Annotated in this window: 18 protein-coding genes; 12 read left to right on the top strand and 6 right to left on the bottom strand. The window is 66.5% G+C overall.

Going from position 1 to position 20,795, the window contains the following annotated elements; all coding sequences use genetic code 11:
• Positions 1-8: 8 nt before the first annotated feature.
• Positions 9-863, bottom strand: a complete 855-nt coding sequence (locus AC5ZH6_RS29075) for a hypothetical protein (RefSeq protein ID WP_496169488.1) — start codon at positions 861-863, stop codon at positions 9-11.
• Positions 864-993: 130 nt separating this feature from the next.
• Here AC5ZH6_RS29075 and AC5ZH6_RS29070 point away from each other — a divergent pair, with 130 nt between their 5' ends.
• Together AC5ZH6_RS29070 and AC5ZH6_RS29065 are read left to right on the top strand one after the other, a co-directional pair.
• Positions 994-2,076, top strand: coding sequence for a hypothetical protein (locus AC5ZH6_RS29070; RefSeq protein ID WP_496169487.1), 1,083 nt, complete (start codon positions 994-996; stop codon positions 2,074-2,076).
• A gap of 518 nt (positions 2,077-2,594) precedes the next feature.
• Entirely contained in the window at positions 2,595-2,831 is a 237-nt protein-coding gene (locus tag AC5ZH6_RS29065; RefSeq protein ID WP_496169486.1) for a hypothetical protein, read from the top strand.
• A gap of 398 nt (positions 2,832-3,229) precedes the next feature.
• Here the strand turns inward: AC5ZH6_RS29065 and AC5ZH6_RS29060 are convergent, their stop codons facing one another.
• Positions 3,230-3,547, bottom strand: a complete 318-nt coding sequence (locus tag AC5ZH6_RS29060) for a hypothetical protein (protein ID WP_496169485.1) — start codon at positions 3,545-3,547, stop codon at positions 3,230-3,232.
• 61 nt (positions 3,548-3,608) lie between these two features.
• A complete protein-coding gene (locus AC5ZH6_RS29055; protein WP_496169484.1) occupies positions 3,609-4,301 on the bottom strand; it encodes an HU family DNA-binding protein in 693 nt (230 codons plus the stop codon).
• A gap of 276 nt (positions 4,302-4,577) precedes the next feature.
• On the opposite strand from AC5ZH6_RS29055, the gene AC5ZH6_RS29050 reads away from it, so the two are divergent.
• The 4 genes from AC5ZH6_RS29050 (at position 4,578) to AC5ZH6_RS29035 (ending at position 11,953) form a co-directional block, all read left to right on the top strand.
• Positions 4,578-9,299, top strand: coding sequence for a helicase-like domain-containing protein (locus AC5ZH6_RS29050; RefSeq protein ID WP_496169483.1), 4,722 nt, complete (start codon positions 4,578-4,580; stop codon positions 9,297-9,299).
• A gap of 59 nt (positions 9,300-9,358) precedes the next feature.
• Positions 9,359-10,009 (top strand): hypothetical protein, encoded by a 651-nt coding sequence (locus AC5ZH6_RS29045; protein WP_496169482.1) that lies wholly within the window; start codon positions 9,359-9,361, stop codon positions 10,007-10,009.
• Positions 10,010-10,019: 10 nt separating this feature from the next.
• Positions 10,020-10,880 carry a hypothetical protein gene (locus tag AC5ZH6_RS29040; protein ID WP_496169481.1) on the top strand — a complete coding sequence of 287 codons (861 nt, stop codon included), beginning with the start codon at positions 10,020-10,022 and terminating at the stop codon, positions 10,878-10,880.
• A 191-nt stretch (positions 10,881-11,071) separates the two neighbouring features.
• Positions 11,072-11,953: a hypothetical protein gene (locus tag AC5ZH6_RS29035; protein WP_496169480.1), complete on the top strand. Its 882-nt coding sequence runs from the start codon at positions 11,072-11,074 to the stop codon at positions 11,951-11,953.
• Positions 11,954-12,016: 63 nt separating this feature from the next.
• Here the strand turns inward: AC5ZH6_RS29035 and AC5ZH6_RS29030 are convergent, their stop codons facing one another.
• Positions 12,017-13,042: a DUF932 domain-containing protein gene (locus tag AC5ZH6_RS29030; RefSeq protein WP_496169479.1), complete on the bottom strand. Its 1,026-nt coding sequence runs from the start codon at positions 13,040-13,042 to the stop codon at positions 12,017-12,019.
• Between the two features lie 329 nt (positions 13,043-13,371).
• Between AC5ZH6_RS29030 and AC5ZH6_RS29025 the strand changes: the two genes are divergently transcribed.
• The 6 genes from AC5ZH6_RS29025 to AC5ZH6_RS29000 all read left to right on the top strand — a co-directional run bounded on the left by AC5ZH6_RS29025 (position 13,372) and on the right by AC5ZH6_RS29000 (position 19,785).
• The gene (locus AC5ZH6_RS29025) at positions 13,372-15,735 is read left to right on the top strand and encodes an exonuclease domain-containing protein (RefSeq protein ID WP_496169478.1); all 2,364 of its coding nucleotides are present in this window, start codon (positions 13,372-13,374) and stop codon (positions 15,733-15,735) included.
• Positions 15,736-15,790: 55 nt separating this feature from the next.
• Positions 15,791-16,372, top strand: a complete 582-nt coding sequence (locus AC5ZH6_RS29020) for a hypothetical protein (RefSeq protein WP_496169477.1) — start codon at positions 15,791-15,793, stop codon at positions 16,370-16,372.
• The gene (locus AC5ZH6_RS29015; protein WP_496169476.1) at positions 16,369-16,866 is read left to right on the top strand and encodes a hypothetical protein; all 498 of its coding nucleotides are present in this window, start codon (positions 16,369-16,371) and stop codon (positions 16,864-16,866) included. The genes AC5ZH6_RS29020 and AC5ZH6_RS29015 overlap by 4 nt, the downstream gene beginning before the upstream one ends.
• 139 nt (positions 16,867-17,005) lie before the next feature.
• Positions 17,006-18,376 carry a hypothetical protein gene (locus tag AC5ZH6_RS29010; RefSeq protein ID WP_496169475.1) on the top strand — a complete coding sequence of 457 codons (1,371 nt, stop codon included), beginning with the start codon at positions 17,006-17,008 and terminating at the stop codon, positions 18,374-18,376.
• A 15-nt stretch (positions 18,377-18,391) separates the two neighbouring features.
• Positions 18,392-19,381, top strand: a complete 990-nt coding sequence (locus AC5ZH6_RS29005; protein ID WP_496169474.1) for a hypothetical protein — start codon at positions 18,392-18,394, stop codon at positions 19,379-19,381.
• The gene (locus tag AC5ZH6_RS29000) at positions 19,378-19,785 is read left to right on the top strand and encodes a hypothetical protein (protein ID WP_496169473.1); all 408 of its coding nucleotides are present in this window, start codon (positions 19,378-19,380) and stop codon (positions 19,783-19,785) included. Before AC5ZH6_RS29005 ends, AC5ZH6_RS29000 begins: the two co-directional genes overlap by 4 nt.
• Before the next feature lie 219 nt (positions 19,786-20,004).
• On the opposite strand, the gene AC5ZH6_RS28995 is transcribed toward AC5ZH6_RS29000, so the two are convergent.
• Both AC5ZH6_RS28995 and AC5ZH6_RS28990 read right to left on the bottom strand, forming a co-directional pair.
• Positions 20,005-20,370, bottom strand: a complete 366-nt coding sequence (locus AC5ZH6_RS28995; RefSeq protein WP_496169472.1) for a hypothetical protein — start codon at positions 20,368-20,370, stop codon at positions 20,005-20,007.
• A 112-nt stretch (positions 20,371-20,482) separates the two neighbouring features.
• Entirely contained in the window at positions 20,483-20,758 is a 276-nt protein-coding gene (locus AC5ZH6_RS28990; RefSeq protein ID WP_496169471.1) for a hypothetical protein, read from the bottom strand.
• Positions 20,759-20,795: the final 37 nt, after the last annotated feature.

Here is a 20,795-nt window from a genome sequence, read left to right as displayed (position 1 = left end):
AACGGAGGCTACTCGGACAGGCGGCCGGCCTTCTGATAAGCCACAAGTTTCGCGGCCTGGGCACGCCACACCGTGTCAAGTGTGGTGATCGCATCTGCGGTCACCGCTCCCGGGAACGTCAGCGACACCGACAGCAGGTACGCGTTGCTGCGGCCCACGGCCAGCAGAGTTGTCGCTGACGTCTCCGCGTTCGCAACCTGAGGGGTCACCGACTGTGCAACCAAACGGGCGTCCGACAGTCGATAGGTCGACGGCTGAATACCGATGCGCCGCAGATCGACTGACAGTGGCGTCTGCCCCTCCTGGGTGACGACGGCGTGGGAGCATTCCGAAAGCCACGTGTCGATGACCGCTCCCAGATCGAGATCGTTACGGGCAATCATGCTGTCAGCTTTCGCCTGGGACGCCAGATGTGAGAAACGGCGGCCGGCCCACTGCTGCCCCTGCAGCGACAGCCGCTGAACGCGTTGCTGGGCGTCGCCGCCCGGAAGGCACCGATCCGGGGTTGCCTTCGCTGACTTCATCGGGGCTGCCGGCGCGGGCCGCTGCTCGAGTGTCTGCTCTGTCCACCCAGTCCAGGTTGTCGCCGGAAGGTCGGCGTTGCCGACGACGACCGGTGTCAACGCGTTCGCTGTATCGCTCGGCTCGTCGTCGTGTGAGGGCCACGCGATGTAGGCAATCATCACGACAACGGCGATGGCTAGGCATGCTCCCACTGCGATGGTGCCGCGGCGCCGCCCGTCACCCATCCTGTCGCCGATACGGCCGGCCATGTCGGCGAGGCGAAACCACAGCTCACGCAGCCCGCTTGGGATACGGCGCGCCGCATCGGAGAGACGGAACCAGATGTCGCGCAGGAACATGGCGCAATACCTCTCGGCTGGTCGGACTGGATGTGCCACAGCATCGCACACGGGTTTCCGAGAGCCGGGCTACCGGAAATGGCGTCCTCATACTGGAACAGCACACTTGATCTCGGTGGGAAGGATGCACATGGCCAAGACCGTTCTGGCTATCGACATTGGCTCGTCGACGATCACCGCCGCCGTTGCGAGCGGAGCCAGCGAGGACCCGCTCGCGTTGACGGCTGGGGAGTCCGATGGCTGGCCGGCGGTGGTGTACGCCGCGGCCAACGGTGCGCTGGTGACCGACCCGACGAGGGCGGCAACGAAGATCACCCGCTTCACCCGCCTGCTCGGCAGGGAAGCGCAGGTCATAGCCGGCTCGCCCCGGCACGCCGATTCGTTGGTGACTTCAGCGTTGAGCCCTGTCCTGGCGGCGGCCGCGAACACCTTCGGCGGTGATCCCGAGGTGGTCGTGGCGACGTTCCCGTCGACGTGGCCGCAGCGGGTAGTGGATGCCTTCCGGCATGCGGTGTCGGCGGCGGCCCAGGCGTCGGAGGTGGTGATGGTGCCGTGGTCGGAGGCGATCGCCGCGCAAACCTATCCGCCCGACCCGTATGTGGCGTGTCCGGTCACCTCGCTGGACTTCGGCGCGCGGTCGGCGTCGGTGACGATGGTCGACGTCGACGAACGGGGCAACTCGAAGGTGTTGTACTCGATCACGAATCCGACCGGCGGGTTTGTGGGAGCGGCGCGCGCTGTCATCACGGTGGTTGCCGACCGGATGGGTATCGACGTCGGTGCTTGTGAAGAACATTGGTGGGAGACAGCCGCTTCGGCGTTGGCCAGTAGCCGGTTGAAGGCTGCGGAGGAGTCGGTGGTTGTGGAGTTCCCTGACCCGATCGGCCCGGTGAGTCTGGCCTACGCTGATGTGACGGAACTGTTCGTAGAGCATCTCGGCGGTTTCGACGATGCCGTGGGAGTCTTACACGGGCTGCTCAATCGTGCTCCCGTCACCCGCCGGTGGACCTTGGAGAACAATCCGTTGGCCGCCCGCCCCATTGTGGAGCTGACCGGCGGGTTCGCCCAGGACGTTGCCGTTCAGATCGCTGTCCGCAACTTCACGACGGTCACACCGACGGTGGTGCAGTTGCCGGCGCATGCTGCGGCGTGGGGTGCGGCGCGGCTCGTGTATGAGCGGTCCAGGCGGCGGCTGCCGGCGGCCGCGGTATGACCGGGGGAAGGGCGACGGCCGAGCTCATTCAGGCTGCCCACACTGTTGTCATCGAGGTTCCGCGGATGCGAACGTCGGCGTTGATCCGCGCGGCCTGCGACCACTACAACAGCCGGAATCCGGAGAAACGGCCGGTAGATCCGGAGTCGATTGCCGCCTCCCCAGAGTTCGTCGGACGAATAATGGTGAACTACCTAAGGCACTCGACAACGCGATATGACCGTAACCGCAATGCATTACGGACTTTGACGACCTCGCCCGCTGTCCGCAATCACGTCGGGGGAATCCTCAAAGCACGAACACTCGCAGCAATCGCCGCTGCCTATCCGCAGCTGGCAGAGGAGGCACGGCGCCAAGCCCAACGCGCCGATCATGAAAGTCGTCAGCGATGACGTCGGCTACGGATTTGCCTAGACCACAGGATGTCTCGCCGGGCCTGGTGTACGGCACACTGCCGCAGTCACCGCGGGAAGTTGTTGAGACTGCATGCACTACCTCACCACCCCAAGGGAGTTCGCATGTATCTCGGTTCCACTACCCTGACCCTGGTCATCGCGGCCCTCGCCGTGTTCAGCGTTGTGCGTCTGGTCCTCGCCGCGATTCAGCACGATTCGTCATCGTGGGAGGACGGGTACGAACCGTCCAGCCCGCATCCGGATGCGGCTGCTCATCGGGTTCGGCAGACGCCACGCCACCAGTCGACCGGCCGAGCGCGTCGGAATCGTCTGGCGCAGCGCAATTCAGCTGCCGCGTAGCACCGTATCGCTGCCCGCCGCGTGAGCACGGCCAGCGCCGCCGCATTCGGCCACAGCCGGGCGATGGTCAAGTCCCTGGAGACTGGACGGCACGGTCCTTTGGCACGGCAGGTATTGTGCAGCAACGTGTCTGGCGTCTGCGCGCCGGGAACCGCAACTTCAGGCCTGCACGCTACGTTCCCGGCCGTCACACCGAGTTCACAGTGAGTGGTGGTCGGTATGCCTGACGCAATCCCACCTTCGACCACCGCCTCCGACGACGACGACTTCGGGGGCTTCCCCGTCGCAAGCTCCGCGACGTCGTCGACATTGCACCTGCCGGGTCCGTCCGCGCCGATGCCGCAGGCCTACAGCACCCCCGCGGCGCCGTCGGCCGTCTGGGTGGACGTCGAGGACGATCAGCCCTCAGGAGGTGACCGCACTGTTGTTCGGTGGCGGGCGATCGCCACAGTCGCAGTTATTGCGGCGGCTGTCCTGATGGTCGGGTTCGCGGTGACAGCGCTCACATCGCGGACGCCGGCACCCCCGGCGGTCCGTTCTGCGGCGGTGGCAACGTCCACGACGACAACCGGTGTCACTCGCACTGCAACAGTGACCGACACGCGCACCAAGCAGGTGGTGGAGACGGCGACAGCAACGTCCACGGCCACGTCGACGAGTGTCGTCACCTCGACGGTAACCGATACCGCCACGGTCACTTCGACCGCCGTGGCCACTCAAACCGCCACCGTGACAGCCACAGTCACAACAACGGCCACTGCCACCATCAACTAGCTTTCAGGAGGCTGCTGCGGCCCGCTTGCGTGGTGCTCGGCTGGATGATCGTGTGGTTGCCCGCTTGGCTTCCGCCCGAGAGCCCGACGCCGTCGTGCGGGGCGTCTTCTTACCGCTGCTCTGACTACCGGTTTTCGAGGCGGACATCGCACCGTCACGGTTTCGTGTGCTCTTGGTAGCGGCCTTCCTCGCGGTCGTGGCCGCCGCAGTGTTCTTGACTGCACCCGCGCGGGCAGTGGATGTTTCGCGTGGAGGTGCCTGGCGGCCAACCCGTGTCGCTGTCCGCGTCGACGGCGTGGCGGTACCGGTGGATGAGCCCTTCTTGGTGCGCGAGGTGGCCGGCACGCTCGAGGTCGCGGCGCGCGACTGGGTGACGAGACCACCTCGGCGCACGGTCGGTCCGGTTTTCGCAAGTTTCTGCTTACCTGCGATGACCTGCTTGAACTGCGCTGCGGGACGAAACGTGGGGACGTTTCGCGCTCGCACTTTCACCGGCTCACCGGTGCCGGGGTTGCGGGCGAGGCGCGGCGCGCGGCGTCGGCGCTCGAAGACTCCGAAACCCACGATCGTCACGGACTCGCCCTTATGGACCGACCGCACGACGATGTCGATGATCGCGTCGACGGCGGCTGCCGAATCCTGCTGTGGCAGAGAGGTCTCCTGCTGGACGGCAGCGACGAGCTCAGCCTTGTTCATTGGTGCCTCCGCAAACTGTTGTGGCGCATAGGGGTTGTGCCCTTGATGACGTCCCGAGCGTAGTGGGAGCCGACCGCCGACGGCAACGCTGGCCGTTCTCACGCCACCGGCGTCCGGGCATCGGGGCGGACCCGGTGCCGGATTCGCCCCGAAGTCGGGGTACTCCGCAACCGCAGTGTGCCAACGGGTTTCGCCGGTAGTGCCGCACTGTCGCCGCCACCGTTGCCAGGGTGGAGCAATCGAAGTCTCCGCTACCGACGACAAGGGGAACCCTCTGTGTCTGCCATCCGCCAGGTCATCGACGCTGTCACCGCGCTGCGTGACCTCACCGACGCCGACTGCGACTCCGGCACACCCTCCGCAGCGCAGCTCGCGGCGCTCGCCGAGTTTCCCGGGTGGGGACCGGTCGCCCCGCTACTGGACCCGCACCCGCCGGCCGAGCTACGCGGGCACGCAGCCGACCTCCGGGCAGCCAGCGACGGCCTCAACCTGGACCCTGCCCTTGATGTGGTCGACACCAGCTTCTATACGCCGCCGCGGCTGGCAGAACTCATGTGGGGCATGTTGGTCGACGCCGGATTCGACGGCGGGCGGGTTCTCGACCTCGGGTGTGGCAGCGGACGGTTCCGTGCGGCAGCCCCCGACGGTCTACCGATCCGTTACACCGGCGTCGACCGGGACCCGATCTCCACGCGGATCGCTGAACTCCTTTATCCGACAGCCCAGATCATCACCGGCAACGCGTTGCGCGTCCGCATCGGCAGTGGCTATGACGCGGTCATCGGGAACGTACCGTTCTCCGCCTCACACGAATACACCGACGTCTTCGGGCGCGTACCGCTGCACCTGGCCATCGCACTCTACGGTGTGCGCGCTCTGCGCCCCGGCGGGTATGCGGTGCTGATCACCTCCCGCTACCTTCTCGACAGTTCGCCCGCCGACGCTGCCAAGCTCGGCGAGTTCGCTGACCTTGTGGCCGCGATCCGCCTGCCATCGGGAACCTTCCCCGGCACCGACACGTGCGCCGACGTGCTGATCCTGCGCGCCCACGACAGCGGCGACACCACCAACCGGTGGCATCACACCGACGTCGACCTCCCCATCGCCGCCGGTGACGGCCAGCCGCCGGTAACCGTGAACCGCTACTGGGGGCAGCACCCGCAGCTGGTCGCAGGCACCATGGAGGGGACCGGATTCACGCGGTCACCGCTGCGAGTTGTTGCGCGCAACGGACGGTCCGCGGCGATCGAGCGGGCGTTCGCCGCCGCCCGCGCCGCGCTCCGTGCCGCGACGTCCCCGGAGTCTGGCAACGACTCCTCGACGGCTGTTGCCGGCGCCGGCGACTATCAGGAAGGGTCGTTTCATCTGATCGATGGGGTACCGCACCGGGTGACCGGCGGGCGGCCGACACCTCTGGCGCGCCCCACCAAGGAGCTTGTCGCGTTGATCGAGTTCCGCGACGCCGCGGTCGCACTGTATGACGCCGAAGCTGACTGGGATGCCGCCGACGCCGCTGTCGAACCCATTCGGTCGCGATGCGCCGACCTTTACCACGCCTACGTCGCCCGTTTCGGCCCGCTCAATCGCGGGCATCTGGTCGCCTCCCGCGCGGTCGACCCCGACACCGGTGAACCCAAACTGTCGTGGCGAACCCCAGCGATGGGGGGCTTCCGCAGAGATCCCGACTTCGTGCGGATGCGTGCGCTGGAGGTCTACGACCCCGACACTGGTGACGCGTCCCCGGCTCCAATGCTGCTGCGGCGGGTCAACCGGCGCCCCGCCCCGGTCACTCATGCCAGCGGCCCCGACGAAGCGTTGGGCATCGCGATGGCGGAGACCTGCGGCTCGCAACCTGCAACGGTCGACCTGTCGCGCGTCGCGGCGTTACTCGGACTGGGCAGCGACGCCGACGCGCTGGCCGCTCTGGGAGATCGGGTGTTCCGTGACCCGGACTTGGGTGGGGCGATTGTCGCCGCCCGCGACTACCTGTGCGGTGATGTGCGCGCCAAGTTGGTGGCCGCGCAGGTTGCTGCCGCCGGCGACCCAGATTACGAACGCAACGTCACCGCCTTGCAGGCCGTGACACCGGACTGGTTGCAGCCCCACGAGATCGGTATCGACCTGGGCAGCCCACTACTGACCGAGGACGACGTAGAGGCCTTCGCCACCGAAGTGCTGGGCGCGTCCTGGGCGCGGGTCCAGTATGAGCCGCTGACGTCGAAGTGGTCGGTCGACGGATCGATGTCGGCGGCCGCGACCGCTTTCCGGACTGGCCGGTTGACCGGGCTGGAACTGTTGAAGTGTGGGCTGAACGCGAAAGTCCCGGTGATCTACGACGAGCGTTTCGATGCGACCACCGGTAAGACGCAGAGGGTGCGAAATCGCGCGGAGACCGAAGCTGCGGTCGTGACGATCGGGCTACTGGCCGACCGATTCTCGACGTGGGTGTGGGAGGACGCGCACCGATCGCGACGGTTGACCTCCGACTACAACCGCCGTTTCAACACCTTTGTGCCCCGCCAGCCTGACGGCGCGCACCTCGAGTTCCCCGGCCTTTCCGACGCGGTCACGTTGTGGCCGTGGCAGCGGGATTGGGTGGATCACGCGGTGACGTTGCCGGCCGCTCAGAACTGCAGCGAGATGGGGTTGGGGAAGTCGCTGGCTGCGATCTCGTTGATGATGACGCTCAAGTCGCGGGGGTTGGTGAACAAGCCGGCGCTGGCGGTGCCCCGGCACCTGATTGAGCAGATCACGGCCGAAGCTGTGCGGGCGTACCCGTCGGCGCGCATTCTGATGGTGTCTCCTGACGATTTGGCTGGTGATGCGCGCCGGTTGTTCGTCGCCCGCTGCGCCTCGATCGACTGGGATGCCATCATCATGACCCATGAAGGGCTCACGTCGCTGCCGATGCCGCCGGAGGTGGAGACCGAGTGGGTGGCTGAGGAACTGAGCGTCGCCCGCGACTTTCTCCGTGAGGGCGGGTATAACTCGAAGAGCACCGCGCGAATGGTTCGTACATTGGAATCCCGTCTCGCCGAGGCTCGGTCCCGCGCGAACGACGCTAATGCGTTGTCGTTCACGTTGACTGGGATTGATCACTTGTCGATCGATGAAGTTGACCGCTATCGGCGCCTTCCGGTGCATACCACCAGTGACGGTTTCAGTCTCGGTTCGTCCACGCGTGCAACCGATTTGTATTTGAAGTTGTGGTGGCTTCGCCAGCGCAACCCCAACCGTCCCACGTTCGCCGGTTACACAGGGACAGCCTTCGTAAATAGTATGGTTGAATCATTTGTCGCATTCAAATACTGTGCGCCCCAGCACCTTACCGACCTCGGTGTGGAGCACTTCGATGCGTTCGCTGCGATGTTCATTCGCTACGATACGCTCATCGAGGTATCCCCGGACGGAAGTACCCTACGCTCCAAACGACGTCCGGCGATCGTCGCCAACGCGCCGGAACTGCGCCGGGCGCTGGCGTCGTTCATGTTCTTCAAAACCGCTGACCAAGCGGGCATTCCACGCCCCACCCCGGTGTATGAGACGGTCAGCGCACCACCCACCGCCCCGGTCCGCAAGTACATGGAGTCACTGGTCGACATCGCTGAGGGATTCCGGCGGAACGGGTACAACAACGAGAAGGGCGCCGACAATATCCTGACGTTGATCACCGGCGGCCGGATGGCCGCACTGTCAGGATCGCTCGTCGGCCTCAAGGATCCCGAAAACGCGGTCACCAAACTAGTTTTGGCGGCCGACCGCATCGCCCGGATCTATCACGACACCCGCACCGTCACCTATCCCGGATCGTCGCGGCCCGGCGCCTTCCAACTCGTGTTCTGCGACCTCGGCACTCCCAAGCCCACCGACACACAGGTTTACGGTCAGCTACGAAACCTGTTGATCGAACGTGGAGTACCGACCAACGAGGTACGATTTGCGCACGACGCCGCGTCCACCAAGGCACGTGAGGCGTTGTTCGCCGGCTGCCGCGACGGCTCAGTTGCAGTCATGCTAGCCAGCTCATCGTTGGCGGGCGTCGGTGCCAACGTCCAGCAAAGGCTTTGTGCCCTACACCATCTCGACGTACCATGGTGTGCGGCGACCTGGGCGCAACGCAACGCGCGCGCCGTCCGATTCGGCAACCACCACCGCGACATCGGTGACGGCACGGTACAAATCACCACCTACTGCACCGAAAACACTTTCGACGCATTCGTTGCGACAGCAGCAGAACGTAAAGCCCGACAGTTCGCCCAGCTCTACGACGGCACATTCACCGGACGAGAAATCTCCGACATCGGTGGCGACGACACGGCTATCACACTGGCCGAGGTCAAAGTCGCCGCCAGCGGATCGCCGCTACTGCGTCAACAGCACGACGTGTCGACGCGCCTTCGCAGTCTGCACGTGCAACGCTCGACCACGATGCAAACCGCGCAGCTCACCCGAGAACGCGCCCGCCGGCTCGCCGAAACCGCGAACCGACTGCGCACCACCAGCCGCGGCCTGACGATCCTCACCGATCACATCAGCCGAGTGCGTGTCACCGAAACCCAGTTCGGCGAGTTCATGTCCGACTCGCTGCGCCGCCGCGTCCTCACCGTCCCACTCGACGACAGGACAGTGTTGAGGCTGGTCCGAAAGTCGCCGACCGCCGCTGATTTCACCGCCAGCGTCGTCTCCCACAACCACGGCACCACCGTCGAAGTGCACTCGTTTGCCCTGCCCACCAAGCTGCTGACACGTTCATCGGCCGTACGGGCACGCACAGCTGCCAAGGTGTTCCGGGCGTGGGTTCGTAGCATCCCCGACGCGCTCACCGACCTCACCAGCCGGATCGCGGAACTCGACGCCGACGCCGACGCCGCCCGCCAGGCCGCCGACTCTGTGGTGTTCGAACGGCAGGACGAACTTGATCAGCTGGCCACCGAGCTGGCCATCATCAACGCCCAGATCGCCGAGGAAGCCGGCGACGACTACACCACCGCCGCGTAGCAGTTCCACAGTGCGGCGTGAGGGCAGGGGAGCGGAAACACCGCCGATACCCTGCCCTCATGACGCCCGAACGTGTGGAAGTCGCCGACCGCAAAGGTGAAGTGCTGGCCGCGCTCGCTGAGCTTCGGCAACACCTCACCGAACGCCGCGACCGCATCGACCGTGAACTACCGAAAGCGGAAAAGGCCAAGGAGGCCGCCGACAAGAAGGCCGAAGCATCACTCGACCAGTTCCGGTCCACCGGCCTCGGCCTGGCGATATCGATGCGCGCGATCGAAACAGCGAAGCTGTCCGGCGCGAATCCCCGCGAAGTGCGGCGACTGGTCGCCAAACACGTCACCGCCGAAGACCACTCCGCCGACGAATACCGTCGCCGCCGCGACGCGTGGGGCCCCAGGTCCGGCGACGGGCCGTGGCGGGCGTGCCCCGTCGGCGCCGATCCGGTGATCGCCGCCAACCTGATCCGGGAGGGCGTGCACGGCAGCTACCGCCACGATCCCGCCGTCACCGCGATCCGCGTACGCCTGTACCGCCTCATCCCCGGGCAACGGTTACGCACCACCGCCGTCGTACCCGCCTCCGACGCCCTCACCCTGACCGACGTGATCAGCCACATCGCCAGCGACCCGACCACATTCAGCCGAATCCAGCAGCGACTCCACCTGTCCGAGACACTTCTGCTGCCCCACCCGCCCGCCGGCCAGGACTAGCCTCACCACCATGTACGACCAGCACCTCAACCTCAGTGGCAGCGGCCAGTCGTGGCGGATGCTCAACCCACTGCGCAGCTCACCGAACGATCCGGCTGTCGCGGCGGCCGCCGCGATCGAGTCCAACGACCGGCTGCCGACCCGCACTGCCGGAGTCGGGGTGCTCACCGCGCTGCTGGTGGGTGCGTTGCTCTGTCTCCTCGCTGCACCGGCCGCCGCGATCGGACCTGCGATCGCCGCCGGAATCATCGCCGCCTTCATGTTTCACCGGCACTATCGCACTCGCGCCGACAGCGCCCGCCGTGACGCCCACAGCCTGGACAGCACCCTCGGCCCGCGCGTATGGAGTCGCGGATCGATCGCACACCGTCTCCTCGGGGAAGTAGTCGACGACGCTGCCGCCGCCGCGCACACCGTGTCCTCGTCGATGGCGTTGGCCAATGGCACCCTCGGTGACCCACCGATCGTGGCGGCCGAGCTACGTGAATCCTTGTGGGAGGCAGTGCAGATGGCGGCCGCGGCCGATAGCCGCTACCGCAAGTTGTCCGCCGCCGATGATGCCGCCGGCCGCTACAACGCGCACGAGTTGACCCAGGACGCGCGATCGGTGGCCGAAACGTCGTTGGAGGCTGACCTCAACGCGATTCGCCAGTATGTGTCGGCGTTCGAGGCACTCGCCGAACGTGTCACCGAGCTTGACGCGCGTACCGCCGCCACTGTCATCACACCCCAATTGCACAGTGCGGCCGCTGAACCGGCCCCGGCGGTCGATGTGTCCGCGTTGCAACGCCTCGCCGCGCACGTCCTCGCCGCAGAGGATCTGCAACAGCACGGTGGATACACCCCCGACACACTCGACCGGCCGCAATAGGCAGCCAGCCGACACACTTCGCACCCCGCGGGGCAGCAGCCCCTGGGGCCGCTGCGTGCTGTCGGCCGGCCGCTCGATCGGGCTCGCCGGAAAAGAGGGCTGGGTGTTCGAGTGGGCGTTGATACCCTGGCCTGCAGTCAATGATCACCTCCAGGCCGGGACCACGGCACTCACCCACAAGGAGCAGCATCGTGTGCCTTGATAGCGACGAAAAGGGTGGGCCGTGCCGCTGTCCGGCCGACAGTCGCGCGCGCGCCGAAGCCGCGGAGGCCGCCGCCGACGACGCCGACCGGGAAGTGATGCGGTTGCGGCGTCAGCTCGACGAGCTCCCGGACACGTTGGACACGTTGCTCACCGAACGCCCCGATCTGGCGGTCACGATCCGTAAACTCCACGCCGCCGGATTCGATATGACCGTGTCCGGGCGGCTTCGGGACTCACAGAACAAACCGATGCTGATAGTCGGAGATCGCCACCCCGACCGAGCACACACCACCACCCCCGACGCGGCTGGTGCTGATGGTGGTGGGGAGCCGACGGCCGCCAACCGGCCGGCGGTCAAACGTCCCACCCCCGCCGAGCGGTCGACGACGAGTTCGCGGCGGCCACGCCAGCAGCCGTCCGCCGCGGCCACACCGCGGCCGGCGACGCGCGCCAGCCGCTACCCGGACCCGAAAACGTACCGCCGCAACAGTCCTGAGCGGAAGCTCCAGGAGATGGTGGACCGCGAAGGCGGCACCTGGATGTTCATGGCGTTGTTCGACCTCAACGGCAACCCAGTGCCGGCCCGGCGAGTCGACACGCCGTGGGGGCTCAAGTGGGCGGTGTACGACAATCACGAACTGCGAGGTAAAGCCTCGAGGTGGGTTCAGATCGCTGGCGGTGACCACCGAACGCGGATCGCGAAACTCGAGGGGCAGGGCTACCGTTTGGGCCGGGTGCGGGTGAAAGCTCAGGCTGTCCCGGTCGGCGAGGGCGCGAACCGGAGTGCTGAAATCGTCCGCCTGGACAGCGGTTACGACCCGCACGCGCAGGTCGTCGCCACGTTCGACGAAGAGTTCTACGACTACTGAACTAACGGGTGCGGGTCCGGAGCTTGGTAGCTCCGGACCCGCACCCGTCGTCGTGGCGGCCGGTCACACTCCGGCCATCTCCCGCACCAAATCGAATGCGCGGGTGGTGAACTCGTCGCTGCGGCCGTCGAACTGGCGGCGGGCGCGGGTCTCGGCGCTGCGGGCGGGGCTGAACCACTGCTCGAATTCGGTGACGGCAGCAGCGGCCGACCATGCGGTCTGCGGGGCGTCCTGCTGCAGCGCCGACGTCCGGTACAGGCCGACGAGGTCTGCGCGCCGCTTCTCCCAACGGGTGAGGGCGGCCTTGCGGTCGGCGTCCGGCTTGGGCCACAGGGTGTCGATGTATCGCAGGTACTGCGGCATCGGCATCGGCGAGCTGATGAGCCGTTCACCGAGCGCCGCGAATTCCTTCGCGTACTGCAGGCCGCCGCGCAGGGTGTGCTCGGCCAGCGCCAGTCGCTCCTCGGCGCTGGACGTGTGGCGCACCACCCACCGGATCGGGAGCTTGGTGGTCACGGAGCACCCGTTGAGGCACCACATTCTGCGGCCTCGGATATCTCCGATGATGGCGCCGGTGCCCGCATGGTCGGTGCGGTAGCGCACCTGCCACGTCACGACGTCTTTACCGCCGATCTGCACCGTCGCCTCGGGCAGGTTCATCGTCAGGTATGCGCGTCGGCCATAGTCGGATTCACCGGCGGAAGCGAACACCGCGCCCATCTTCTTGGCTTCGTCGGCGAGCGCGAAGGCCTCCCGGTTGGGGAGCTCCTTGTATGCGTGGCCGACCATGCCGAGCACGACCGGCGAATCGTCGCGCAGGAGTAGCTTCCGGCCGGGAGCGAACGCCGAGATCTCGGTGGCGCCGTCGATCACCGACAGTCCCTGATCGCCGGAGACGGTGCGGATTCCCCAGTTGAGTCCCGCGATCTGCAGGGCTTCCTCGACCGAGGACGCGCGGCTGATGTCGGAGCCCAGCACCGCGTCGGCGGCGACACGCTGCGCCGGATCGGCGACGACGGTGGACGTGGGGGCGGTGATGACGGTCATGGTGTTCTCCTCGGGTTCGGGGGTGGCTTCGGCTGTGGTCACAGTTCAGCAGAGGCCTCACACGGGGTGCGGCATTCCGACCCACCCGCCAATCCGGTAACCCTCTGGGCTGCAGCGATGTACCGGACGCGCACTGCTCACGACGTGCGGTGGTGATACTCGCCGCCGCGCAGGGTTCACGGTGAGGTGCACCCGCTCGGTGCAGCGGCCCACCCGCCATCCGTCACCGGGTGGGGAGTGGCGGGCACTGCCGGCGCCGGCCCGCCGCCGGGAGCACACCCGGCACCGAGAATTTCGCGCACCGAATGTTGCAACGGCCGGCCCCTACACTTGAGGTATCGGAGCCAGCCATCGTTGTGAGGGATCTCAGCATGTGCATTGCAGGAACAGAACCCGGCGGACCTAATCGATGCGACGGCGACGCCGCCGCCAAAGCCGATGCCGCCGTGCAGACCGCCAACCGCGCGGCCACCGCGGTCACCGTGCTGCACAGCGAACGTGACCGGATCGACGACGACCTCGAGTTCATCCGCACCATGCAACAAGCCCTGTCCGGGGAACTGACCGACGCACGCGAAGCCGAACTCCTTCAGTACGCCGACGACTACCGCATCCGCAAGCTCCGCGAGCAACTCGACACCGACGACACCGCTATCCCCGCCGAGCCCGACACCCCCGGCGACTGGGATCGGCGGATCGCCGAGATCGAAAACAATGCTGCCGCAGACCGATCCGAATGGGAGCGGTGGGCCACCGACGCCCGACGCGCGCAACTCGAGGGGACCGTCACCCCAGCACTGTCGTTCGAGGAAAGCCGCGAAGCTGTCCGCGCAGACTACGAGCAGATGTGCCAGGCCCTCGGCCAGACACCCACCGAAACCGGGCTCGACGACTACACGCGCATCGAAGTCGCCGCCGCCAACAACTACGACGAGTACGGGCGTGACGTCCTCGCCGGCGAATACGTCCAGCAGTGGCGAAACGAAGCCATCGAATGCCACCGCGGTCGCGCCAAACACATGGATATCGACGAAGCGCTCGACACCGTCGAACGCCGCTGCAACTCCAGCGACCTCGACGAGCTCATCGCCGCCCGCGACGCCGCACGCACCGAACTCGACGCCGCCACCGCCGAATGGGACAAGGCGCGAAATGCGTTCGCCGCCACCCAAGATCCCGCCCACCTGCAAGGCCAAAACGACGCCCGATACCGCCTGTCCGAAGCCAACGCCACCTACTTGATCGCCCGCCAGGATCTCGACTACTACAAGGACTGCACCGCCCAGTACGCCGGACGTGCCGGCGAGCTGCACGTCGAACACATGCCGAAGTACGAGGCGGACACCCTCGGCGACGCAACCTATGTCGGCGAATACGAGCAGTCCAGTCGCGAATGGCTTGAGGCCAAACAGCACGGTCTTGGCGGCTCCGACGTGGCCGCCGCCCTCGGCTACGACCCCTACGAACGGCCGTCAGCAGTAGTCGACAGCAAACTGCGGCCCATCACCGACGACGAAGTTGCCGAACAACTCCAAGGAATCCACGACTACACCGGGGCAGCGCCACGCGGCCACGCCTGGGAGCCGGTGCTGGCCAAACGATTCGCTGACGACAACCCCGAACTGAGCGTGCAACACACCAAAGCCACGTGGGCGGGGGACGAACCATGGCAGCGTGTCCACCTCGACGCCGTCATGGTCGACCGTGACGGCACCCTCGTCGGACCGTGGGAAAGCAAAACCGCGTCCGACCCCGCCGATTGGGACAACGGGATCCCGATCAAGCACCGCGCGCAGCTCGCACAGATGATGGACGCCACCGGCACTGACAAAGCCGCGCTGACCGTCAACATCGACGACCGCGAAACCCGCACCTATTGGATGCGCCGCGACGAACCCCTCGACCCGAACGACCCCCACAAACGCACCTACGCCGACCGTAAGAGCGAGCTGGGCGCAGTGTGGGCGAAAGTCGAAGACGCACGCCGCAATCCGCAGCCCAAACCACAGAAAACCAATAACGGCCAGTTCAAATGGGTGAAGAACCCGAACTCGGTGTCGTCGATCGACAGCAACGAACGCACGGCCCGCCAACTGGCCCACTACCGCGGGTGCAGCGTCGACGAAGCCACCTCACTCATCCAGTCCCGCGTCGACGCCGGTGAAACCACCGACAACGCTGTCCGCAACGCCTACCTCAGCTACCACCCCCGCCAGGACCCGAACCGTCGCTTCGTTGTCGTCGATTTCGAAACCAACGGCACCCACGCCGGTAAACACGACATCATCCAAACCGGATATCAGGTGATCGACGGGAACGGAACTGTTCACGAACAAGCCAACACCTACCACGACATCAACGCCCGCCTCGCACCCACGGTGGGCGTGGGAATGCAAGACACACATGGCATCTCCTATCACAGCATCGCCGGGCGCCCTGTCTTCGACCGCTCCTCGGAACGGAAACGGCTCAAGGAGCTCGCCGACGACCCCAACGTCACGTTCGTCGCCCATAACACCAACTTCGAAACCAGCTTCCTCCGCGGGCAAGGCATCAACCCCGCCCGCGTCATCGACACCATGAACCTGTCGAAGAAGTTCGACCACCAGTCGACCGGCGCGAAACTGTCAGATTTCACCCGCGCCCACGGCGTCGACTACAAGGACGCACACAACGCATACGCCGACGTCGACATGACCGCCCGCGCGCTCGTCAACTTCTGGAACGGCCGATAACCGGACCCCAAACGACCCGGGGCCGGCCGGAAACACGGTTCGTATCGTGATCGGCATGCCCACAACAGATGCGGCCCACAACGTCGACCACTGGTGGAAAACCGCAGCCACCGACCTCGGTCTGCGCCGGGTCGTCATTCTGCGTGGCAGACACCGCCACACCCACATCCGTGTCCGCAAAACTGCGACCGTCGTGCATGTGGCGCGCACCGACCGCAGCACCCTGACCGACCAACCCGGAGGTCGGTGGACCATCGCCCACGCCGCCGACATGGCCACCACCCGCCACCGTCACAGCCGAACCCTGCGCGCCCTGATCTGGTGCTCTGTGATCGCCACCGTCGGTGGGATAGTCGCCGCAGTCGACGCCGACACCGCCACCCGCATGATCGGGGTAGTCGTCGCTGTCCTCGGCTGTGGGGCCGCAGCCTGGTTGTGGTGGGCGCAGCACACCAGCCGTGTTGACCGGATCCTCGCCGCCGACCGCGCCGCCACCACCACCGCCGGCATCGACGCCGCCCGCCAAGCGTTGGCCGGTGACAACCTGTACCGAAGCGCAGCGCACGAATGGGTCGCCGAGCACAACGTGCTCAGTGCACGCCGCAGACTGGCATTGATCGAATCGCGAAGCACGTGAAGGAATTCCGGTCCGGATGGGGGAGCCGTCAATGGGGGGTGGCCCTCGCCGCGATCGCCGGCGCCATCCTCATCGGCGTACTCGTCGTCCGGGCGTTCACCTCGACCGCACCTGACTCCGCCACCGGAACAGATCTCGGGGAGCCGCCGGCGGCCACCGACAGCGCGCCACCGTTTTCTATTCCGAAGGTCCAGGGCTGCTCGGCGCCCGACACCGCAACTCAACTCCGCATCTCCCGAACCCTCGCGCCCGAAACCGAACTCGGCAAGTCGGTGCGCACAACCGACGGGGCCACCACCTACATCGCTGCCGCCATCACCAGCGGCGGCCAACCAGCCCGAGACGAACCCGGACTGTGGGCTGTCCGCGGCGGACAGCTGTACGCGATTGGCGCCACCACCACGATCTCCACCGCCGCCGACGGCACCCCGATAGGCCTGTTCGGCACCTCAGATGCCGCACAACGCGCAATCAGCTGCGCTACTGGGTACTGATCCGACGACCCGAAGGAGGACCCGGATGTCGCCCCACATACTCCGCAACAGCCCCAGGACTGGATCCTCTCCGTCTGGGCGCGATGAAGGCCCGGCCGCGCGCACACTCCTCGACCGGATCGCGGCGACGGTGACGCCGATGCGCACGCAGGTCGCCGACACCGTGGAGCGCGCACTGCGCGCGATGGTGTGCTGCCACATCGAATGGTGCGACTGCTCGGAGGGGGACTGCGGCTGCGCCAGTGAGACGGCCGTCCTCCCACGTGGCGGCGCCGACAGCCGGTGGCTGGACCCGATCGCCGCCGCTGTCGCCGCAACCACTGACCGCGCCACAACCTCCCGGCAGATTGTCGACCGTCTGACGGCAGGTTCCGGAGGGGACAGGACGCTGAGCTCGGTCACGCTGCCCGATCGGTATCGCATCGACGAAACTCGACTGAACCGGCAGCTCACCGCACTGAAGGTTCGGCAGCGCCGCCGGGCTGGGCTACCCCTCCCCGCGCATGCCGTGGACTACACGAACTGGAGGGCCAACCCCGCCCAGATGGGTCCGCCCCGGCTGCTCGACCACCGCATGGCGCCACCATCCTTGTGGGGGCCGGACGACGAATCACGAGGCGACCGACCCTATGTTCCGGCGCCAGGCCAGACTCGGGTCAGCGAATACACTGCTCGCGCAACCTATGTCATGCCCGACCCGGTGGACAGGTCAACGATGGGGGCGTGGACGCTGCTACGAGGCGACGCTGTGGTGCCCCACCGGGTGGCGGTCCTCGGATGGTGGGTGGCCGCGCTACTGCTGGGGCTGTCGGTGCTGCTCCTCGCGCTCACTCACAGCCCGGTGGCCGCCGTCCCCGCGGCCGCGATGCTCGTCATCGCCGCTGGCTCGTGGTGGATTGATGAGCGGCGGCTGGAGCTGCAGTTCAACGATTGGTGCGCGTTGGAAAGGGCGACGGTCACCGCGCCATCACCTGCATCCGGCACCGTCGAGTATCGGCTGGCGGTGCTGGCGCATCTTGTGTGCGCCGCAATCACCGCACGGCCGGTATGGGAATCGGACTTTCTTACCGATCATCGCCTGCAGTTCGATCCCCGCGCCGAAGCCGACGAGCTGGCCGCGCAGGCGTCGCGGATCAGCACTGTGCGGGCGCGGATCGAAGCTGGCCTGATCGACGGTCATGGCCCGGCAGCCGACGAAGCACGCTATCAGCGGGCCGCTGATCACGCGGTCCTTGAGACGGTTACGTCCAGTCTGTCGGACCGGGTCGCTACGCTGTTGCGGTACGCGGCTGACATCCATCTACTTGACGCGGAATACCAAGCGTTACAGATGATTACCCAGTCGTTGTTAGTGCGAGCGGACCTCGATGAGTTGGTTGGGCACACCGGAGCGAACACGGTCGCCACCGACCGGATGGCCCGCCTGACAACAGACGCCGACGCTGCGCGGTCCGCGATCGAAACCCAGTTGCGCGGCCTCAGCGCCGATCTGACGTTGCTGGCGAACTGACACTGGGAGTGAACGATGAACCAACCTCTGCTCATCGAAGACATCACCGACCTCCTGGCCGAGCTGCACCGCTCTGATCAGAAGCCCGTGGTCATCGTGTCGGCGCGGAAAGGTGAACGCCGCTACGGGCTCAGTCCCCGCCTATTGGCCGCCGATTTGTCCGGACGGGCCGTGGTCGCCCAACTCGCCGACGTCGACGTGTCGTGGGCGTTGTCCGCGGCGCGCCCTGATCTGGCCACCTACGGCGGCGCGGTCCGGGTCGTCGGCGTCGACGGCAGCAGCGAAGTCATCCGCACCGACCGCGATCCCGACCGATGCCAACGTCGGATCCGCAACACCGTGAACCTTGCCCGCCGAGATGAGTTCAGCACCACCAACCCTCGGTCGGACACGCCCCCTCGATCCAGCGCTGACGACACCACCACCCGTCCGACGCCACCGGCGGCACCATCAGTCACTCCGAAAACCGCAGCATCCGGAACCGCGCCGAAACCAACCACCGCGGCCATCAGTGAGCCCACCGACACCACCGACGTGCCAGGCGGGGCGGGGCGCCTCATCCCGTTGGTCAACGGACCCGCTCTGTTCAGTGACCCTGACACGCAGATGCGCTACGACATCGGCCAGATGTGGCTGTACAAGGTCAGCGAACCCGAACGGCAGCAGTGGCCACTACGTGCGTTCCAGTTGAGCGAGTCCTTTCTCGCCAGCACCCGATCGACGGCCCTGGTTTCTCGGGAGCGGATCGTCGACGTTGTTGTGGATGTCCTGACCCGCCGCGCCTTCGACATGGCGTCGCGGGCAGTGCATCCGTACGGTGCTGGCCACGCCAGCGCACCCCCGATCACCCGCGACGACGGCGCCACCGCCTACCGGGCTACCATCCGCCACACCGCGGGCGGGCCCCGGCTGCTGTGGTGGGAATGCTGCGACGGCAGCGTCGAACTGGCGTGGGTCGGCCACCACGACGACACCATGCCCACCCCCAACAGGAGGCATCGATGACCCTGTACAAAATGATGATTCTCGCCGTCTTGTTCGTCCTCGTCGCGGTCCTCGCTCGGATCATCGTTCGCGCGAGCCTTGACATCCGCAGCATCGCCGATGCCTCCCGGAGCGGACGCACCGCCGTCACGCCGGACGCGGTGACCTACACACGATTGCAGCTTCGCCGAGCCAGGCTGGCTTCAGCCGGCATGTGGGTGCTGGCCTGCGGCGTGCTCTGGGTGGTCTCCGACGGTGGCCGCACCCTCACGTCGGGATCATCGTCGGCCGGGTGGGTGATAGGCGTGTGGGGTCTCGCCGTCGTGTTCGCGATCCTCAGCGGAAGCGTGGTCGGCGACGCTCGCCGCTACCATCGCCAGGTCGCCCTCAGTCTTGACAGCGACGGCGGGGGAGACTCGGAGTGACTGCCCCACACTGTGGTTGGCGCTGTCGCCAGTCGCCGGGCCTCGCTGGGCGCGGCCCGGCGATTGGTGACGCTCGGCCTGTACCGGGGCGCGAAACGACGCTGGCGGAATCTCACGTCACGACGGCGGGCGAACTCTAGGCCCGCCCGCCGTCAACGCCGCCGGGCACAGGCCCGGCGGCGATCAATGTTGCGGCGGTTTCTGGTTACAGGCCAGAGGTCAGCGGGCGCAATGGCGTGCGGGCCAGATGGTGACGTAGTCGATGTTGCCGCCACCGCCGCTCTTCGGGGTGCCGACGCCGACCTCGATGCAGCCCCCCTGGCGGGCAGCGGTCTGCGCGTCCCGCTGAATGATGCGCCCCCAGGCGGGGTTGTAGACGAGATTCGGAATGTAGGGGATACCGGAGAATGCGGTTCCCAGGTTGTTGTTGGCCACGAACGCGGTCTGCGAGATCGTGAGCTGGATACCGTGCGCGGTGTAGTCGCGGGCCTCCGCGTGCCCGGCGGCGACGGTTCCTCCGGCGATGGCCGCCGCGGCAACAGCCCCGGCCAGCACGGTGGCTCGTGTTCGTGTTCGGTGTGACATTCAAACCCCAATCCCATATTCAACAATGTGGATCAGAACTGTACTACACAGCACACTGCCAGACCTGTCAAAGCACCCACCCCCGGGCGTCGAGTCGATCTGCGGTCACGTCCTATGCGTCTGAGTTCCGCCGACTTCGCTCCAGGTGACGCGCGATCGCCCACCAGCTCAGCCGAAGAACACCGGCAACACAGACCACAGCCGCAACCCATTCCACCCAGGTGGTCGAGGCGTTGTCCCCATTCCGAAACGCGACAACTGTGGCGCACACGACCACCACGAACGCCAGAGCCGCGATACGAAAAGTCCAGCGCGGAAACGGGTAGAGCGCATCGAGCGAGAACTGGTCTCGGGGATCGCCAGCCACTGAATTCTGCATATTGCTCATGTGCCAGATCATCCTCTCTGGGTACGACAAAGCCTTG

This window comes from Gordonia sp. YC-XJ4 (assembly GCF_059511865.1).
This window is presented reverse-complemented; position numbering and strand designations above follow the sequence as displayed.

Coding starts and splice junctions, on each gene's coding strand:
- AC5ZH6_RS29075 (WP_496169488.1), bottom strand. CDS start 863: ATGTTCCTGCGCGACATCTGGTTCCGTCTCTCCGATGCGGCGCGCCGT.
- AC5ZH6_RS29070 (WP_496169487.1), top strand. CDS start 994: ATGGCCAAGACCGTTCTGGCTATCGACATTGGCTCGTCGACGATCACC.
- AC5ZH6_RS29065 (WP_496169486.1), top strand. CDS start 2,595: ATGTATCTCGGTTCCACTACCCTGACCCTGGTCATCGCGGCCCTCGCC.
- AC5ZH6_RS29055 (WP_496169484.1), bottom strand. CDS start 4,301: ATGAACAAGGCTGAGCTCGTCGCTGCCGTCCAGCAGGAGACCTCTCTG.
- AC5ZH6_RS29045 (WP_496169482.1), top strand. CDS start 9,359: ATGACGCCCGAACGTGTGGAAGTCGCCGACCGCAAAGGTGAAGTGCTG.
- AC5ZH6_RS29040 (WP_496169481.1), top strand. CDS start 10,020: ATGTACGACCAGCACCTCAACCTCAGTGGCAGCGGCCAGTCGTGGCGG.
- AC5ZH6_RS29025 (WP_496169478.1), top strand. CDS start 13,372: ATGTGCATTGCAGGAACAGAACCCGGCGGACCTAATCGATGCGACGGC.
- AC5ZH6_RS29020 (WP_496169477.1), top strand. CDS start 15,791: ATGCCCACAACAGATGCGGCCCACAACGTCGACCACTGGTGGAAAACC.
- AC5ZH6_RS29010 (WP_496169475.1), top strand. CDS start 17,006: ATGCGCACGCAGGTCGCCGACACCGTGGAGCGCGCACTGCGCGCGATG.
- AC5ZH6_RS29005 (WP_496169474.1), top strand. CDS start 18,392: ATGAACCAACCTCTGCTCATCGAAGACATCACCGACCTCCTGGCCGAG.
- AC5ZH6_RS29000 (WP_496169473.1), top strand. CDS start 19,378: ATGACCCTGTACAAAATGATGATTCTCGCCGTCTTGTTCGTCCTCGTC.
- AC5ZH6_RS28995 (WP_496169472.1), bottom strand. CDS start 20,370: ATGTCACACCGAACACGAACACGAGCCACCGTGCTGGCCGGGGCTGTT.
- AC5ZH6_RS28990 (WP_496169471.1), bottom strand. CDS start 20,758: ATGAGCAATATGCAGAATTCAGTGGCTGGCGATCCCCGAGACCAGTTC.